We start from the raw sequence: 15838 nt of genomic DNA, 5'->3' as shown, positions 1-15838 counted from the left end.
GGCGGACTCCACTCGAACATAAAATCGATATAAAGAAAAAAAGAAACAATCGTGATTGTTGGCACACGTCGACAAGACCCTGCATTGGCCGAAAAGCCCCTGCACAAAAGGGGTGACGCGTGAACCGCTATCTGCGGTATTTATCCGATGCGGATCGGTGGATCGCGATCAGGACCGGGGATCATAGCCTAAACTGAGAAAGATATCTTGTGTTTCTCAACAGATTCTTCCCGATTTATCCACAGGAAGGATCGAAGCCGGGTAAGTGTAATCGATCCGGAGAGGAGTGAGGCACGATTTCGCCCACATATTGGAAAATTTAATGAGCTATGCTGGTTTAGGGCCTAAACGATCTAACAAAGATCCTTTGCGATCCTTGCGCTTTACCCGTCAGGCCGTATAATCCTCCACCCGGCGCGTAATGCCCGTTTTCCGTTGCCTGTCGCAGGTCATTTTTTGTGCGACAAGGTGCGAGAAATAAGGAAAGAGAATTGACTCCGGAGTGTACAATTATTACAATCCGGCCTCTTTAATCACCATCGCTGCCGCGTAAGTCGTTCGAAGTTCGTTCGGGTATACGCAAAAGTCAGTGAAATTATTCAAGTTTAGGTAGAAACCGCCATGAAACGCACTTTTCAACCGTCTGTACTGAAGCGCAACCGTTCTCACGGCTTCCGTGCACGTATGGCTACTAAAAATGGTCGTCAGGTTCTGGCACGTCGTCGTGCTAAAAGCCGTGCTCGTCTGACCGTTTCCAAGTAATAAAGCTAACCCTGCGTGGTTAAGCTCGCATTTCCCAGGGAGTTACGTTTGTTAACTCCCAGTCATTTCACTTTCGTCTTCCAGCAGCCACAACGGGCTGGCACGCCGCAAATCACCATCCTCGGCCGCCTGAATTCGCTGGGGCATCCCCGCATCGGTCTTACCGTCGCCAAGAAAAACGTCAAACGCGCACATGAACGCAATCGGATTAAACGTCTGACGCGTGAAAGTTTTCGTTTGCGTCAACATGAACTCCCGCCAATGGATTTCGTGGTGGTGGCAAAGAAAGGGGTTGCTGACCTCGATAACCGTGCTCTCTCGGAAGCGTTGGAAAAATTATGGCGCCGCCATTGTCGCCTGGCTCCCGGGTCCTGATAGGCCTTATTCGGGTCTATCAGCGCCTGATTAGTCCGCTTCTCGGGCCGCATTGTCGTTTCACGCCAACCTGTTCAAGCTACGGAATTGAGGCATTGCGCAGGTTTGGAGTGATAAAAGGCAGTTGGTTGACAGTGAAACGCGTATTAAAATGCCACCCTTTACACCCTGGTGGTGACGATCCCGTCCCGCCTGGACCATTTGATACCAGAGAACACTAACGATGGATTCGCAACGCAATCTTCTTATCATCGCTTTGTTGTTCGTGTCTTTCATGATCTGGCAAGCCTGGGAGCAGGATAACAATCCTCAGGCTCAGCAACAGACCACGCAGACAACGACCACAGCAGCGGGTAGCGCCGCCGACCAGGGCGTACCGGCCAGTGGCCAGGGGAAACTGATTACGGTAAAAACCGATGTGCTTGAGCTGACCATCAACACCCGCGGTGGTGATGTGGAGCAAGCGCTGCTTCCGGCTTATCCGAAAGCACTGAAGTCGACTGAACCGTTCCAGTTACTGGAAACCACGCCACAGTTTATCTATCAGGCTCAAAGCGGCTTAACCGGTCGTGATGGCCCGGATAACCCGGCTAATGGAGCCCGCCCGCTGTATAACGTCGATAAAGATGCGTTTGTGCTGGCGGAAGGCCAGAACGAAATCGTCATTCCGCTGACGTATACCGATAAAGCAGGCAACGTCTTCACCAAAACCTTCACCCTGAAACGCGGTGATTATGCGGTGAACGTGGGTTATAACGTGCAGAACGTTGGCGAAAAACCGCTGGAGATTTCTACCTTCGGTCAGCTGAAACAGACTGCCAACCTGCCAACCGCCCGCGATACGCAAACCGGTGGCCTGTCTACGATGCACACCTTCCGTGGCGCCGCGTATTCAACGTCTGAATCGAAATACGAAAAATATAAATTCGATACCATCGTCGATAACGAAAACCTGAACGTCAGCACCAAAGACGGTTGGGTGGCGATGCTGCAGCAGTACTTCACCACCGCATGGGTTCCGCAAAACAGCGGTACCAACAACTTCTACACCGCCAACCTCGGCAACGGCGTTGTCGCCATCGGCTATAAATCGCAGCCGGTACTGGTGCAGCCGGGTCAAACCGACAAGCTGGAAAGCGTTCTGTGGGTCGGCCCGGCCATTCAGGACAAAATGGCAGCCGTCGCGCCGCACCTGGATCTGACCGTCGACTACGGCTGGCTGTGGTTCATCTCCCAACCGCTGTTTAAGCTGCTGAAATTCATCCACAGCTTCCTCGGCAACTGGGGCTTCTCGATCATCGTTATCACCTTTATCGTTCGTGGCATCATGTACCCGCTGACCAAAGCGCAGTACACCTCCATGGCGAAGATGCGCATGCTGCAGCCGAAGATTCAGGCAATGCGTGAGCGTCTGGGCGATGACAAACAGCGTCAAAGCCAGGAAATGATGGCCCTGTATAAAGCAGAAAAGGTCAACCCGCTGGGTGGCTGCTTCCCGCTGATTATTCAGATGCCAATCTTCCTTGCGCTGTACTACATGCTGAGCGCCTCGGTTGAACTGCGTCATGCGCCGTTTATCCTGTGGATCCACGACCTGTCAGCACAAGACCCGTACTACATCCTGCCGATCATCATGGGCGCGACGATGTTCTTCATTCAGAAGATGTCTCCGACCACCGTGACCGACCCGATGCAGCAGAAGATCATGACCTTTATGCCGGTCATCTTTACGGTGTTCTTCCTGTGGTTCCCGTCAGGTCTGGTGGTTTACTATATCGTCAGCAACCTGGTGACCATTATTCAGCAGCAGCTGATTTACCGTGGTCTCGAGAAGCGTGGTCTGCATAGCCGCGAGAAGAAAAAGAGCTGATACTCTGCTTAAACCGCAGTAGCATCAATGCCAGAGAAGGCGGTCAATAGACCGCCTTTTTTACATTTACATAGAGAGTCATCATGAGCCATAACGACACTATCGTCGCCCAGGCAACCCCACCGGGACGCGGTGGTGTGGGCATCCTGCGCATCTCCGGCCTCAAAGCACGCGACGTCGCGCAAGCGGTTCTCGGCAAGCTGCCAAAACCGCGCTACGCCGATTATCTGCCCTTTAAAGATACCGACGGCACGCCGCTGGATCAGGGTATTGCGCTATGGTTCCCCGGCCCAAACTCCTTTACCGGTGAAGATGTGCTGGAACTCCAGGGCCACGGCGGCCCGGTGATTCTGGATCTGCTCCTGAAACGAATCCTGACGCTGCCGGGCGTGCGTATCGCCAGGCCCGGGGAGTTCTCTGAACGCGCGTTTCTTAACGATAAGCTCGATCTCGCCCAGGCTGAAGCGATTGCTGACCTGATTGACGCCAGTTCCGAGCAGGCAGCACGCTCGGCGCTGAATTCGCTGCAGGGCGCCTTCTCTGCCCGGGTGAATCATCTGGTGGAAGCGCTGACCCATCTGCGTATCTATGTCGAAGCCGCTATTGACTTCCCGGATGAGGAAATCGATTTTCTTTCCGACGGTAAAATCGAAGCCCAGCTCAACGGCGTGATTGCCGATCTTGATGCCGTTCGCGCCGAGGCCCGCCAGGGCAGCCTGCTACGCGAAGGGATGAAAGTGGTGATCGCCGGTCGCCCGAACGCCGGGAAATCGAGCCTGCTGAACGCGCTGGCCGGGCGCGAAGCGGCGATCGTGACCGATATTGCCGGAACCACCCGCGATGTACTGCGCGAGCATATCCATATCGACGGCATGCCGCTGCATATCATCGATACCGCAGGACTCCGCGATGCCAATGATGAGGTTGAGCGCATTGGTATTGAACGTGCCTGGCAGGAAATCGAGCAGGCTGACCGGGTACTGTTCATGGTGGACGGTACGACCACCAGCGCCGTCGACCCGGCGGAAATCTGGCCAGACTTTATCGAGCGTTTACCGGCGAAACTGCCGATTACCGTGGTCCGAAACAAAGCTGACGTCACTGGCGAAACGTTGGGTATCAGTGAAGTGAATGGCCACTCACTGATTCGACTGTCGGCGCGAACCGGTGAGGGCGTAGATGTCCTGCGCAACCATCTCAAGCAGAGCATGGGCTTCGATACCAACATGGAAGGCGGTTTCCTCGCCCGTCGTCGTCACCTGCAGGCGCTGTCAGAAGCCGCCAGTCATCTCCAGCAGGGCAAAGCGCAGCTGCTTGGCGCCTGGGCCGGTGAACTACTGGCTGAAGAGCTAAGGCTCTCGCAACAGGCGTTGAGCGAGATCACCGGCGAATTCACCTCTGATGACCTGCTGGGACGCATTTTCTCCAGCTTCTGTATCGGTAAATAACGCATCATCAATATGCCTTGGTGAGCATGAACTAACCTGCATCAACTTAATGTTTATGCAGGTTTTTTTATTTTCCTGGCAGGAGGTTTTTCCTTTCATCTCACGATCTCACCGACGCAAGGTTGCTTCCTACAACGTGGCATCATTAAATGTCATGAGCCTCCCACAACAGGATACCGCCATGACTTCTGATTACGCCGTTATCGAGACCGTCCCGTCGGCAGAGGATTTTTGCCGTTTACGACGGATCTCCGGCATGTCACCGCGCCCGCTGGAGGGCGTGATAGCCGGATTGCCGCGCAGCTGCTACGGCGTCCATATTCTCTGGCAGGGAATTCCGGTTGGCATGGGTCGCATCGTCGGTGATGGCGCCGTGAATTTCGAGATAGTCGATGTCGCGGTCGATCCGGCGCACCAGGGAAAAGGGCTGGGTAGACTGATTATGGAGAATATTGTCCGCTGGCTGGATGCCAATACCTTTCAGGGCGCGTATGTTTCTCTGGTTGCCGATGTCCCCGAGCTGTATGCGAAGTTTGGTTTTACTTCCGTGCGCCCGGCCAGCGATGGCATGGCCAAAGTCTGGTAGTTCATCGCAGAACGCAGCGAGGGTTTTTCCTCTCAGGAAATCATTGTTGTCCAAATGGCAACTCGTACTGCCGCGCAATAGCCATTACTCTGTACGCCTCTATTCTCGCGGGGGTTCTATGGCACGCTTTCTTATCTGCAGTTTTGCGCTGGTTTTACTCTATCCATCCGGCATCGATATGTATCTGGTTGGTTTGCCGCGTATTGCGCAGGACCTCGGCGCCAGCGAAGCACAGCTGCATATTGCATTCTCGGTTTACCTTGCGGGCATGGCCGCCGCGATGCTGTTTGCCGGCAGAGCAGCCGATAAATCCGGACGTAAGCCGGTCGCCATTTTCGGTTCGACGACATTTATTTTGGCCTCGCTGCTCTGCGCGCACGCGCAGAGCAGCGATCTCTTCCTGGTCGGGCGTTTTATTCAGGGCATCGGGGCGGGGAGCTGCTACGTCGTCGCCTTTGCCGTCCTGCGCGATACGCTCGACGATCGTCGTCGCGCCAGGGTGCTGTCGCTGTTAAATGGCATCACCTGCATTATCCCGGTCCTGGCTCCCGTTTTGGGCCACCTGATTATGCTGAAATACCCGTGGCAGAGCCTGTTCTACACCATGACCGGCATGGGGGTGATGGTCGGCCTGCTCTCGGTCTTTATGCTGCGGGAAACGCGGCCGGCAGCCCCTTCACCGACTCTTGCCGGGCAGAAAAATGCCACGGAATCACTGCTGAACCGCTTTTTCCTCAGCCGTATCGTCATTACTACCCTCAGCGTAACGGCGATCCTCACCTACGTTAACGTCTCCCCGGTATTGATGATGGAGGAGATGGGGTTCGATCGTGGACAATACTCGATGGCGATGGCCTTAATGGCGCTGGTCAGCATGACGGTGTCGTTCTCAACGCCCTTTGCGCTCACCCTGTTTAAACCGCGTACATTGATGCTGACGTCACAGGTGATGTTCTTTACGGCCGGGGCTTTGCTCTGCCTTGCCACCAGCCAGACGGTAACCATGCTGGGTCTGGCGCTCATTTGCGCAGGCTTCTCTGTGGGCTTTGGCGTTGCCATGAGCCAGGCCCTGGGGCCATTTACTCTGCGGGCTGGGGTTGCCAGTTCGGTACTGGGGATTGCTCAGGTTTGCGGCTCTTCACTGTGGATTTGGCTCGCTGCCATCATCGGGTTAAGTGCCATGAATATGCTGATCGGGATTCTCATTGCCTGTAGCATAGTGAGTATTGTTCTGATTCTGGCCGCTTCCTCTGTCCGGGCTGCGCAACATAATGAAGAAATCCCTGTCGAGTCTCGATCTTAATTTATTACTCTGTCTGCAGCTTCTGACCCAGGAGCTCAGCGTCACCCGCACGGCGAAGCGCATGAACGTTTCGCCGTCGGCGGTGAGTAAATCATTAGCTAAACTGCGCGCCTGGTTTGACGATCCGCTATTCGTCAAAACGCCGCTCGGTCTGTCGCCGACGCCATTGATGACCAGCATGGAGCAGGATCTGGCGGACTGGATGCAGATGGGCAATCAGATCCTCGATAAACCCCACCACATCATGCCGAGCGGTCTGAAGTTCGAACTGGCGGCGGAAACGCCGCTGCTGATGATTCTGTTTAATTCGCTGTCGCAGCAAATCTACCAGCGCTATCCCCAGGCGCTGATTCGCCTGCGCAACTGGGACTATGACTCGCTGGATGCGATCATTCGCGGTGAAGTCGATATCGGCTTTTGCGGACGTGAAACACATCCGCGTTCACGGGAGCAACTCAGCCAGCTGCCGTGGTATATCGATTTTGAAGTCCTGTTTACCGACCTGCCTCAGGTCTGGCTGCGCGCGGATCACCCGGCGCTCAACGAAGAGTGGAATCTGGAGACCTTTTTACGCTATCCGCATATCAATATCAGCTGGGAACAGAGTGATACCTGGGCGCTGGATGATGTTCTCCACGAGCTGGGGCATAAACGCACCGTTGCGTTAACCCTGCCGGGGTTTGAACAATCGCTGTTTATGGCCGCCCAGCCGAATCACACGATGCTGGCCACCGCGCCGCGTTATTGCCATCACTATAACCGGCAGCACCACCTGCCGCTGGTGTCGCGGCCGCTTCCGCTGGAGCCGCTATTGCTGGAAAAAACGCGGGTGCCCTTTACCCTGCTATGGCACAAACGCAACAGCGACAACCCGAAGATAGTCTGGCTCAGAGAAACGTTTAAGCGACTCTATGCGGACCCCCTCTGACGTGTTTTCTCCTGCCATCCCCGCCTGACTGCGCAAGAAATTGTAAAAATCGCGCAAATCCCTTTTCAAGGGGGGATTTCCGCATTAAAACCTATCAATACCAGGTGATAATAGACCCCCAACTTTTTCTCTGACCATTAATCACGGAGCGACGAATGGCAACGCATTTTGCAAGAGGGATACTCAGCACCAGGGAGCCGCTATCGACACGACTGTCCGCGGCCTGTCATCAATCCGCGCAGCGCCTGCCAGAATACCGACAGACCCGCTATCGCGCATCACGTTCGCTGCTCGCCGAACTGTTGTTTATGCTGTATGGCATTAGCGAGCTCCCCGAAATCATCAGCGAAGAGAACGGCAGACCCGTTTTTCGCGATCCCCACCTGCCGCGATTTTCCATTTCCTATGCCGGAAACATTGTCGGCGTGAGCCTGACGACGGAAGGCGATTGTGGGCTGGATATGGAGCTTCAGCACGCCTCGCGCGGCGTCCACCCGCTGCACGACGCCAACCGCTACGTGTTCAACAGCAATGAGAATTTATGGATTAACATCCAGCATGACCCTGACGAAGCGCGCGCCCAGCTGGTGGCGCTGCGCAGGAGCGTGCTGAAGTTGACCGGTGAAGCGCCCGTCCGTCTGCAGCTGCTACCCGGCGCGGGGCGACTACGGACCACCAACATGCAACCTGTTGAAGCCCTGTGCGATGCGGAACCGATACTGGTCTGGTCGATTGCCGCCACGCCGGCCATCGGCCAGCTTAAAGTCTGGGAATACAATTGTCAGGAAGGCTGGCGTAGCCTGCCGGACGCACAGATGCGAGCGAAGGAGCCCTCTGCCCGTCTGATACGCTTTACCAGCCTGCCCACAGAAAAAGCACTCTCCCTCAACTGACCGGTCTGTCCGGCTATCATGATGCAAAGGAGCAATCATGTCTGATACGTTGAAAGTTGTTACGCTACTCGGAAGTCTGCGCAAGGGGTCTTTTAATGGCATGGTAGCGCGCACCCTGCCTGGCATTGCGCCGGCGGGCATGGAGATCTCCGCATTGCCATCGATTGGCGACATTCCGTTATATGACGCGGATATCCAGCAGGAAGACGGGTTTCCGCAAAGCGTGCAGGATATTGCACAACAGATTCGCGAAGCCGACGGCGTTGTTATCGTTACACCTGAATATAACTATTCCGTTCCCGGCGGCCTGAAAAACGCGATTGACTGGCTGTCGCGCCTGCCTGAACAACCGCTGTCCGGGAAACCGGTCCTGATTCAAACCAGCTCCATGGGCGCAATTGGCGGCGCACGCTGCCAGTATCACCTGCGTCAAATTCTGGTGTTCCTCGATGCGATGGTGATGAACAAGCCTGAGTTTATGGGCGGCGTGATTCAGAACAAGGTCGATCCGCAGTCGGGAGAGGTGGTCGATCAGAGCACACTCGACCATCTGAGTGGACAGCTGAGCGCCTTTGCCGAGTATATTCAGCGAGTGAAAGCGTAAAAAAAAGCCCGGCAGCGCTGCCGGGCTTTCTTATTATGCTCGACGCTTAGTGCGCGTCGATAAACACGATTTTCAGCACGAACAGCAGCGAGACGATAATCACGCACGGGCTGAGATCGCGCAGACGACCGGTACCAATCTTCATCACGCAGTAAGAGATAAAGCCTAACGCAATCCCTTCGGTAATTGAGAAGCTGAACGGCATCATCACGGCGGTCACAAAGGCCGGCACCGCTTCCGTCAGGTCGTCCCACTTCACGCGCGACAGGCTGGATGTCATCAGTACGCCCACATAGATCAGCGCACCTGCTGCGGCATACGCCGGCACCATGCCCGCCAGCGGCGACAGGAAGATAACCAGCAGGAACAGAATCCCCACGACCACCGCCGTCAGACCGGTACGCCCGCCCACGGAAACACCGGAGGAGGATTCGATATAGGCGGTCACAGAAGAGGTGCCGATAAAGGAACCGGCCACCGATGAGATACTGTCGACAAACAGCGCCTGTTTCATCCGCGGGAATTTGCCTTTTTCATCGGCCAGACCGGCTTTATCAGTCACGCCGATCAAGGTTCCGGAGGAGTCGAACAGGTTCACCAGCATAAAGGAGAAGATGATACCCGCCAGACCGAGATTAAATGAGCCAGCCAAATCAACATGGCCAATCACCGACGTAATGCTCGGCGGAGCGGAAACAATACCGGTGTAGTGGACATCACCCAGAATCCAGCCCAGCAGCGTCGTGACGATGATGGAGACCAGCACCGCAGCATGAATGTTACGGGAGGCGAGAATAGCGATAATAAAGAAGCCGAGAATCCCCAGCAGCACGCTGTGGGAGGTCAGGTTACCGATGCTCACCAGCGTGTCTTTGTTTGCGACAATCACGCCGGCATTTTTCAGCCCCATCATGCCGATAAACAACCCGATACCGCTGGTGATCCCCACCCGCAGGCTGACGGGAATATTGGCAATCATCCAGTAACGTACGCGGAAAATAGTCAGCAGCAGCAGACCAACGGCGCCCCAGAAGATAGCGCCCATCCCCACCTGCCACGGCAGCCCCATCGCCTGGACGACGACAAAGGCGAAGAAGGCATTCAGCCCCATTGCCGGCGCCAGCGCAACCGGCAGGTTAGCAAACAGCCCCATCAAAATACTACCGAAGGCGGCGATCAGACAGGTCGTCACAAAGACAGCGCTGGTATCCATACCCGCTACGCCAAGAATTTGTGGGTTAACGAAAACAATGTAGACCATTGTCAAAAAGGTGGTGAAACCTGCTATCGCTTCGGTACGTGCCGTCGTGCCGTGTTCACGTAGTTTGAATACGCGCTCCAGCAGACCCTGGCCAGAAGACTGGCTGGTTTGTTGTTGACTCATTATCGGTTTCCGAACAAAAGGAGGGAAAATTCGTCGCTATCCTATACCAAAATGCGACACCGGGGGCAGTTGTATGGTAATTTTTTTCATTGAATTTGCTTATACGGCAACGATTGCGTCTTGTGAATAGGCAGGACGAAAACGTTAACTTGTTAAAATGGAAACGGCATGTCCCAAATAGAAGCCCTGTTTTTCGACTGCGACGGCACGCTGGTCGACAGCGAAGTGATCTGTTCCCGCGCCTATGTTCACATGTTCAAAGCGTTCGGCATTACGCTGGATTTAGACGAGATTTTTAAGCGTTTCAAAGGCGTAAAGCTCTACGAAATCATTGATACCATCAACCAGGAGCACGGCGTTAATCTACAAAAACCAGAGCTCGAACCTCTCTACCGTGCCGAAGTCGCACGCCTGTTTGATTCTGAACTGGAAGCGATTGCCGGAGCGGAAACGCTGCTGGATACGATCAGCGTGCCGATGTGCGTGGTCTCTAACGGCCCGGTCAGTAAAATGCAGCACTCGCTGGGAAGAACCGGCATGTTGCGCCATTTTCCCGACCGACTGTACAGCGGTTACGATATTCAGCGCTGGAAACCCGATCCGGCACTGATGTTCCATGCAGCAAAGGCGATGAACGTTAACGTCGAAAACTGCATTCTGGTGGATGATTCCAGTGCAGGCGCTCAGTCCGGGATTGAGGCAGGAATGGAAGTGTTTTACTTCTGCGCCGATCCGCACAACAAACCGATAGTTCATCCAAAAGTGACGACCTTTACTGATTTGGCACAGCTGCCTGCGCTGTGGAAAGCCCGTGGATGGCATATTACGCGTTAATGAAAAAAGCCGGATAGCGCGAGCGCGTATCCGGCCTCCAGGATCCGGGGTTTTGTCGACCCGGTAAGCGTAGCGCCTGCGGGTATTTTACGGCGGATCACTCTTTCGGATCTTTACCCGCCAGCAGCTTATCCAGCTCGTCGCCGCCAACGTGGCGGAAATCCTGACCTTTAACGAAGTAGAAAATATATTCGCAAATATTCTGGCAGCGGTCGCCGATACGCTCGATTGAACGGGCGCAGAACAGCGCGGTCAGCACGCTTGGAATCGTACGTGAATCTTCCATCATATAGGTCATCAGCTGACGCACGATGCCCTCATATTCCTGATCCACCTTCTTATCTTCGCGATAGATACGCACCGCTTCGTCGAGATCCATGCGAGCGAAGGCATCCAGCACGTCATGCAGCATCTGCACGGTATGACGCCCCAGCGATTCCAGGCTCACCAGCAGCGGCTGGTGCTGCTGGGAGAACTTCTCCAGCGCGGTGCGGCAAATTTTATCCGCCACATCACCGATACGTTCCAGCTCGGCGATAGTCTTGATAATCGCCATGACTAAACGCAGATCGCTGGCGGTTGGCTGACGCTTGGCGATGATGCGCACGCAGGCTTCATCAATGGCCACTTCCATCATGTTGACCTGCTTATCGCCGTCAATCACGCGTTTTGCCAGATCGCTGTCCTGATTGTGCATCGCGGTGATCGCATCAGACAGCTGCTGTTCCACCAGCCCACCCATGGTCAACACCTGAGTGCGGATATACTCCAGTTCTGCATTGAACTGGCCAGAAATATGTTTGTTAAGATTTAGGTTGTCCATGGTGTCTCCTGAATGCCCAACGGGTTAGATCCTGTGAAAGCAGAAGGGCAATCAACCGTAGCGGCCAGTAATATAATCTTCAGTTTGTTTCTTCGCGGGCTTCGTAAACAGATCGTCCGTGTTACTGAATTCAATCAGCTCGCCAAGATACATAAATGCCGTATGGTCTGAACAACGCGCAGCCTGCTGCATGTTGTGGGTAACAATAACGACGGTGTAGTCCTGTTTCAGTTCGGTGATCAGCTCTTCAATGCGCCCGGTGGAGATCGGGTCCAGCGCTGAACACGGTTCATCCAGTAACAGCACTTCCGGACGAATCGCGATACCGCGCGCGATGCACAGACGCTGCTGCTGACCGCCGGAGAGAGAATATCCGCTCTGATGCAGTTTATCTTTGGTTTCGTTCCATAATGCGGCTTTGGTCAAGGCCCACTGCACGCGCTCATCCATATCGGCACGCGACAGCTTTTCAAACAGGCGAACGCCAAAGGCAATATTGTCATAAATCGACATCGGGAACGGAGTCGGCTTCTGGAAAACCATGCCGACTTTGGCACGCAGCAGAGCGATATCCTGAGTATTGGTCAGAATATTATCGCCATCCAGCAGGATTTCGCCTTCCGCGCGCTGCTCCGGGTAGAGCTCGAACATTTTGTTGAACGTCCGCAGCAGGGTCGATTTACCGCAGCCTGACGGGCCGATAAACGCCGTAACCTGGTTTTTGGTGATATCCAGGTTGATATTTTTCAGGGCATGGAATTTTCCGTAGTAGAAGTTCAGGTTACGAACTGAAAGTTTACCCGGGGTCGCATTCGCCATACTCATCAATCTCTTCCTCATTCGGCGCCGCATTTCGCCGCGCCGCAAAAATTAACCGTGTTTATTCTTCGCGAAAACCACGCGCGCCAGAATGTTCAGCAGCAATACGCACAGGGTGATAAGCAGTACCCCGGCCCATGCCAGTTGCTGCCACTCCGCGAACGGACTCATGGCAAATTTGAAAATAGTCACCGGCAGGTTGGCAATCGGCTGCATCATATCGGTGCTCCAGAACTGGTTGGAGAGCGCGGTGAACAGCAGCGGCGCCGTTTCCCCGGCGATACGCGCGATAGCCAGCAGGATCCCCGTCATGATGCCGGACACCGAGGCCTTCAGCGTGATCGCAGAAATCATTTTCCACTTCGGCGTGCCCAGCGCATAGGCCGCCTCACGCAGGCTGTCCGGCACCAGTTTCAGCATATTCTCGGTAGTACGAATCACGATAGGCACCTGCAGCAACGCCAGGGCGATAACCCCAGCCCAGCCGGAAAAGTGCTGCATCTGTGCAACCACGATGGTATAGACGAACAGACCCACGACGATGGATGGCGCGGAAAGCAGAATATCGTTAATAAACCGAATCACTTCCGCCAGCGCTGACTTACGCCCGTATTCCGCCAGATAGATACCCGCCATAATGCCCAGCGGCGTACCGAAAACCGTCGACCACAGGATCAGCAGGCCGCTGCCCGCCAGGGCATTCGCCAGACCACCGCCCGCGGTGTTCGGCGGCGGCGTCATTTCGGTAAACAGCGCCAGACTCATGCCATCGATACCGCGGGTAACGGTGGACATCAGGATCCAGATAAGCCAGAACAACCCGAAGACCATGGTTCCCATTGACAGGGTCAGGGCGATACGGTTTTTCAGCCGGCGTTTAGCCTGCATCTTACGACGGGATTCAGCCAGCTCGGTGCTGGTTTGCAATTCAATCGTGGCCATTAGCGCGCCCCCTCACTCTTCGCCAGACGCATCACCATAAACTTCGATGCGGCCAGAACAATAAAGGTAATCACAAACAGAATCAGCCCCAGCTCCATCAGCGCCGCCACGTGCAGCCCGGTTTCCGCTTCGGCAAACTCATTCGCCAGAGCGGAAGTAATACTGTTCCCCGGCATATACAGTGAAACGCTATCCAGCTGGTAAGTGTTGCCGATAATGAAGGTCACCGCCATGGTTTCCCCCAGCGCGCGCCCCAGACCGAGCATCACGCCGCCGATAACCCCGTTCTTGGTAAAGGGCAGAACGATACGCCAGATGACCTCCCAGGTCGTACAGCCGATACCGTAGGCCGACTCTTTCATCATCACCGGCGTTTGTTCAAACACATCGCGCATGACGGCGGCGATGTACGGAATAATCATGATGGCCAGAATGACGCCCGCCGCCAGAATACCGATACCAAATGCCGGACCGGCAAACAGCGCTCCTACAAACGGGATCGTCGACAGGACGTTGCCTACCGGTTCCTGGAAGTAGGTGGCAAACAGCGGAGCAAAGATAAACAGGCCCCACATGCCGTAAACGATACTCGGAATGGCCGCCAGCAGTTCAATGGCGATGCCAAGAGGACGTTTCAGCCAGGCAGGAGAGAGCTCCGTCAGGAACAGTGCGATACCAAAGCTCACCGGAACGGCGATCAGCAGCGCTATAAATGAGGTCACCAGCGTCCCGTATATCGGCACCAGCGCACCGAAAATTTCGTTGGGCGCATCCCACTCTTTGGTCCACAAAAAGGAAAAACCAAACTTCTGAATGCTTGGCCATGAAGAGATGATGAGGGAAACGATGATGCCGCCCAGCATCAATAGCACAATCAGCGCCGCCAGTTTGACCAGCACGCCGAAAATTATGTCACCCTTTTTCCCCGGAGGGTTAAATGCCGGCTTGGTTGCAGCCATAGATTACTCTTTCTGTTTGGGCCTGGAAGCGCGCATTTTACCGTGCCTCCAGGCTAACGTAATGCTATACCCTAAATAATTCGAGTTGCAGCAAGCGCAGCCAACGCAGCTGCGGCTCGAAGTATGACGGGTATTTAGTACAGCGCTTTACCGCTGCTGTCTTTCACGTTGGTTTTCCATGCAGCACGAACCTGCTCAACCACGCTTTCCGGCAGCGTTGCGTAATCCAGCGCGTTGGCTTCTTTACTGCCATTTTTGTACGCCCAATCGAAGAACTTCAGCACTTCAGCAGTCTGTTCTGGCTTGTTCGTAGCTTTGTGTACCAGGATAAAGGTGGTTGAGGTGATCGGCCATGCATTCTCACCTTTCTGGTTAGTCAGATCCTGTGCGAAGGATTTGCTCCAGTCGATACCTTTAGCCGCGTTAGCGAAGTTATCTTCCGTCGGGCTGACCGGCTTGCCATCTGCGGAAAGCAGTTTGGTGTAAGCCAGGTTGTTCTGCTTCGCATAGGCGTATTCTACGTAGCCAATGGAGCCCGGCAGACGTTGAACGAACGCGGCGATACCGTCGTTACCTTTACCGCCCAGACCGGTCGGCCAGTTAACGGTAGAACCCGCGCCAATCTTAGATTTCCACTCTTCGTTCACTTTCGCCAGGTAGCTGGTGAACACGAAGGAAGTGCCGGAACCATCGGCGCGACGAACCACGGCGATATTCTGAGACGGCAGCTTCATACCCGGGTTGAGTTTAGCGATCGCTTCGTCATCCCACTTTTTAATTTTGCCCAGGTAGATATCACCCAGAGTTTTACCGTCCAGAACCAGCTCACCCGACTTCACGCCAGGCAGGTTGATTGCCAGAACCACACCGCCGATAACGGTCGGGAACTGGAACAGGCCTTCCTGAGCCAGTTTGTCATCGGCCAGAGGAGCATCAGAAGCACCGAAATCAACGGTGTTAGCAATAATTTGTTTGACACCACCGGAAGAGCCAATGCCCTGGTAGTTCACTTTATTGCCGGTTTCTTTCTGATAGGTATCAGCCCATTTGGCATACACCGGTGCAGGGAAAGTTGCGCCCGCGCCAGTCAGGCTTGCAGCTGCAAATGCAGAGAAAGCGCTCATCGATAAGGTCGCGGCGACAACTGTTGCGACGGTGGTACGCATAACGTTCATAATGTCTCCTGCTGGATTCGTAAATCGTTGTTTCGAGGCTATGGTGAGCAAAATAGGACAAAGAGGTGACAGTAAAATGTACGAATTATTACAGTTTTATGACACCCAAAAAGATAGCGGACTGGCGAAAATA

General features: G+C 54.5%; 18 protein-coding genes. 12 read left to right on the top strand and 6 right to left on the bottom strand.

The annotated features are described in order from the left end of the window. The first annotated feature begins 322 nt into the window (after positions 1 to 322). The 11 genes from DSD31_RS26715 (at position 323) to DSD31_RS25785 (ending at position 8769) form a co-directional block, all read left to right on the top strand. Positions 323 to 403 (top strand): hypothetical protein, encoded by an 81-nt coding sequence (locus DSD31_RS26715; protein WP_418325380.1) that lies wholly within the window; start codon positions 323 to 325, stop codon positions 401 to 403. A gap of 218 nt (positions 404 to 621) precedes the next feature. After that, entirely contained in the window at positions 622 to 762 is a 141-nt protein-coding gene (gene rpmH / locus DSD31_RS25830; RefSeq protein ID WP_004871828.1) for a 50S ribosomal protein L34, read from the top strand. A gap of 15 nt (positions 763 to 777) precedes the next feature. After that, the gene (gene rnpA, locus DSD31_RS25825; RefSeq protein WP_049264554.1) at positions 778 to 1137 is read left to right on the top strand and encodes a ribonuclease P protein component; all 360 of its coding nucleotides are present in this window, start codon (positions 778 to 780) and stop codon (positions 1135 to 1137) included. After that, positions 1101 to 1358, top strand: a complete 258-nt coding sequence (gene yidD, locus DSD31_RS25820) for a membrane protein insertion efficiency factor YidD (RefSeq protein WP_015585463.1) — start codon at positions 1101 to 1103, stop codon at positions 1356 to 1358. The genes rnpA and yidD overlap by 37 nt, the downstream gene beginning before the upstream one ends. 2 nt (positions 1359 to 1360) lie before the next feature. Further along, the gene (yidC, locus tag DSD31_RS25815; protein ID WP_004869180.1) at positions 1361 to 3007 is read left to right on the top strand and encodes a membrane protein insertase YidC; all 1647 of its coding nucleotides are present in this window, start codon (positions 1361 to 1363) and stop codon (positions 3005 to 3007) included. 83 nt (positions 3008 to 3090) lie between these two features. Beyond that, complete coding sequence (gene mnmE, locus DSD31_RS25810; protein WP_004869182.1) at positions 3091 to 4455, top strand: tRNA uridine-5-carboxymethylaminomethyl(34) synthesis GTPase MnmE; 1365 nt, start codon at positions 3091 to 3093, stop codon at positions 4453 to 4455. Positions 4456 to 4636: 181 nt separating this feature from the next. Next, the gene (locus tag DSD31_RS25805) at positions 4637 to 5041 is read left to right on the top strand and encodes a GNAT family N-acetyltransferase (protein WP_113991374.1); all 405 of its coding nucleotides are present in this window, start codon (positions 4637 to 4639) and stop codon (positions 5039 to 5041) included. A gap of 118 nt (positions 5042 to 5159) precedes the next feature. Continuing rightward, positions 5160 to 6344: an MFS transporter gene (locus tag DSD31_RS25800; RefSeq protein WP_015585461.1), complete on the top strand. Its 1185-nt coding sequence runs from the start codon at positions 5160 to 5162 to the stop codon at positions 6342 to 6344. Further along, positions 6313 to 7272 (top strand): HTH-type transcriptional regulator YidZ, encoded by a 960-nt coding sequence (gene yidZ, locus DSD31_RS25795; RefSeq protein WP_004869189.1) that lies wholly within the window; start codon positions 6313 to 6315, stop codon positions 7270 to 7272. The genes DSD31_RS25800 and yidZ overlap by 32 nt, the downstream gene beginning before the upstream one ends. A gap of 155 nt (positions 7273 to 7427) precedes the next feature. Further along, positions 7428 to 8165, top strand: coding sequence for a 4'-phosphopantetheinyl transferase family protein (locus DSD31_RS25790; protein WP_065907279.1), 738 nt, complete (start codon positions 7428 to 7430; stop codon positions 8163 to 8165). A gap of 37 nt (positions 8166 to 8202) precedes the next feature. Beyond that, a complete protein-coding gene (locus tag DSD31_RS25785; protein ID WP_004869193.1) occupies positions 8203 to 8769 on the top strand; it encodes an NADPH-dependent FMN reductase in 567 nt (188 codons plus the stop codon). 46 nt (positions 8770 to 8815) lie between these two features. On the opposite strand, the gene DSD31_RS25780 is transcribed toward DSD31_RS25785, so the two are convergent. Then, positions 8816 to 10153 carry an NCS2 family permease gene (locus tag DSD31_RS25780; RefSeq protein ID WP_004869195.1) on the bottom strand — a complete coding sequence of 446 codons (1338 nt, stop codon included), beginning with the start codon at positions 10151 to 10153 and terminating at the stop codon, positions 8816 to 8818. 168 nt (positions 10154 to 10321) lie between these two features. On the opposite strand from DSD31_RS25780, the gene yieH reads away from it, so the two are divergent. After that, positions 10322 to 10987 carry a 6-phosphogluconate phosphatase gene (yieH, locus tag DSD31_RS25770; protein WP_004869197.1) on the top strand — a complete coding sequence of 222 codons (666 nt, stop codon included), beginning with the start codon at positions 10322 to 10324 and terminating at the stop codon, positions 10985 to 10987. Between the two features lie 97 nt (positions 10988 to 11084). Here yieH and phoU read toward each other — a convergent pair whose 3' ends face one another. The 5 genes from phoU to pstS all read right to left on the bottom strand — a co-directional run bounded on the left by phoU (position 11085) and on the right by pstS (position 15705). Next, positions 11085 to 11810: a phosphate signaling complex protein PhoU gene (phoU, locus tag DSD31_RS25765; RefSeq protein WP_004869199.1), complete on the bottom strand. Its 726-nt coding sequence runs from the start codon at positions 11808 to 11810 to the stop codon at positions 11085 to 11087. A 51-nt stretch (positions 11811 to 11861) separates the two neighbouring features. Next, on the bottom strand, positions 11862 to 12635 hold the full coding sequence (gene pstB / locus DSD31_RS25760; protein WP_004869200.1) for a phosphate ABC transporter ATP-binding protein PstB: 774 nt from the start codon (positions 12633 to 12635) through the stop codon (positions 11862 to 11864). A 45-nt stretch (positions 12636 to 12680) separates the two neighbouring features. Then, complete coding sequence (pstA, locus tag DSD31_RS25755) at positions 12681 to 13571, bottom strand: phosphate ABC transporter permease PstA (protein ID WP_004869202.1); 891 nt, start codon at positions 13569 to 13571, stop codon at positions 12681 to 12683. Continuing rightward, a complete protein-coding gene (gene pstC, locus DSD31_RS25750; RefSeq protein WP_004869204.1) occupies positions 13571 to 14530 on the bottom strand; it encodes a phosphate ABC transporter permease PstC in 960 nt (319 codons plus the stop codon). The genes pstA and pstC overlap by 1 nt, the downstream gene beginning before the upstream one ends. Positions 14531 to 14664: 134 nt before the next feature. Next, positions 14665 to 15705, bottom strand: a complete 1041-nt coding sequence (gene pstS / locus DSD31_RS25745; RefSeq protein ID WP_004869206.1) for a phosphate ABC transporter substrate-binding protein PstS — start codon at positions 15703 to 15705, stop codon at positions 14665 to 14667. Between the last annotated feature and the right edge of the window lie 133 nt (positions 15706 to 15838).

Origin of the sequence: Klebsiella sp. X13 (assembly GCF_003323835.1) — a bacterium.
In the GTDB taxonomy this organism is placed as follows: Bacteria; Pseudomonadota; Gammaproteobacteria; order Enterobacterales; family Enterobacteriaceae; genus Klebsiella; species Klebsiella ornithinolytica.
The sequence above is the reverse complement of the archived record's forward strand: the minus strand, read 5'-3'. Positions and strand labels throughout refer to the sequence as shown.

Excerpts from the sequence above, each read along its gene's own strand:
- DSD31_RS26715 (WP_418325380.1), top strand. The coding sequence starts at position 323 with ATGAGCTATGCTGGTTTAGGGCCTAAACGATCTAACAAAGATCCTTTG.
- rpmH (WP_004871828.1), top strand. The coding sequence starts at position 622 with ATGAAACGCACTTTTCAACCGTCTGTACTGAAGCGCAACCGTTCTCAC.
- yidD (WP_015585463.1), top strand. The coding sequence starts at position 1,101 with ATGGCGCCGCCATTGTCGCCTGGCTCCCGGGTCCTGATAGGCCTTATT.
- yidC (WP_004869180.1), top strand. The coding sequence starts at position 1,361 with ATGGATTCGCAACGCAATCTTCTTATCATCGCTTTGTTGTTCGTGTCT.
- mnmE (WP_004869182.1), top strand. The coding sequence starts at position 3,091 with ATGAGCCATAACGACACTATCGTCGCCCAGGCAACCCCACCGGGACGC.
- DSD31_RS25805 (WP_113991374.1), top strand. The coding sequence starts at position 4,637 with ATGACTTCTGATTACGCCGTTATCGAGACCGTCCCGTCGGCAGAGGAT.
- DSD31_RS25800 (WP_015585461.1), top strand. The coding sequence starts at position 5,160 with ATGGCACGCTTTCTTATCTGCAGTTTTGCGCTGGTTTTACTCTATCCA.
- yidZ (WP_004869189.1), top strand. The coding sequence starts at position 6,313 with ATGAAGAAATCCCTGTCGAGTCTCGATCTTAATTTATTACTCTGTCTG.
- DSD31_RS25790 (WP_065907279.1), top strand. The coding sequence starts at position 7,428 with ATGGCAACGCATTTTGCAAGAGGGATACTCAGCACCAGGGAGCCGCTA.
- DSD31_RS25785 (WP_004869193.1), top strand. The coding sequence starts at position 8,203 with ATGTCTGATACGTTGAAAGTTGTTACGCTACTCGGAAGTCTGCGCAAG.
- DSD31_RS25780 (WP_004869195.1), bottom strand. The coding sequence starts at position 10,153 with ATGAGTCAACAACAAACCAGCCAGTCTTCTGGCCAGGGTCTGCTGGAG.
- yieH (WP_004869197.1), top strand. The coding sequence starts at position 10,322 with ATGTCCCAAATAGAAGCCCTGTTTTTCGACTGCGACGGCACGCTGGTC.
- phoU (WP_004869199.1), bottom strand. The coding sequence starts at position 11,810 with ATGGACAACCTAAATCTTAACAAACATATTTCTGGCCAGTTCAATGCA.
- pstB (WP_004869200.1), bottom strand. The coding sequence starts at position 12,635 with ATGAGTATGGCGAATGCGACCCCGGGTAAACTTTCAGTTCGTAACCTG.
- pstA (WP_004869202.1), bottom strand. The coding sequence starts at position 13,571 with ATGGCCACGATTGAATTGCAAACCAGCACCGAGCTGGCTGAATCCCGT.
- pstC (WP_004869204.1), bottom strand. The coding sequence starts at position 14,530 with ATGGCTGCAACCAAGCCGGCATTTAACCCTCCGGGGAAAAAGGGTGAC.
- pstS (WP_004869206.1), bottom strand. The coding sequence starts at position 15,705 with ATGAACGTTATGCGTACCACCGTCGCAACAGTTGTCGCCGCGACCTTA.